1 protein-coding gene is annotated in these 348 nt (G+C 78.2%); it reads right to left on the reverse strand.

All coding sequences use genetic code 11. The features are described 5' to 3' along the window. Positions 1-348: polyketide synthase dehydratase domain-containing protein (locus G3I65_RS38650; RefSeq protein WP_160700472.1), on the reverse strand; the 348-nt coding region annotated here is incomplete at both ends.

Genomic DNA, 348 nt, shown 5'->3' on the forward strand with positions numbered 1-348 from the left:
CGGTGTCCGGGCCGAGCCGGCGGAGCCGCAGCCGCAGGGTGGACGCGCCGGCCGCGTGCAGGCCGACGTCGGAGAAGACGAACGGCAGCCGGGCGCGCGGGCGCGGGTCGAGCCCGAGGAACGGCACCAGGTGCAGGGCGGCGTCGAACAGCGCCGGGTGCAGCAGGTAGCCCGCCGGGTCGCCGGCTTCCTGGGGCAGCACGAGGTCCGCGCACAGGTCGTCGCCCTCGTGCCAGGCCGCGCGGACGCCGCGGAACGCCGGCCCGTAGGCCAGCCCGGCCGCCGCCAGGGTCGGGTACAGCTCGTCGACGTCGATCGTTTCGCCGCGTTCGGCGGCCGGGAGCACCG

The organism is Amycolatopsis sp. SID8362 (assembly GCF_010550475.1).
Classification (GTDB): domain Bacteria; phylum Actinomycetota; class Actinomycetes; order Mycobacteriales; family Pseudonocardiaceae; genus Amycolatopsis; species Amycolatopsis eburnea.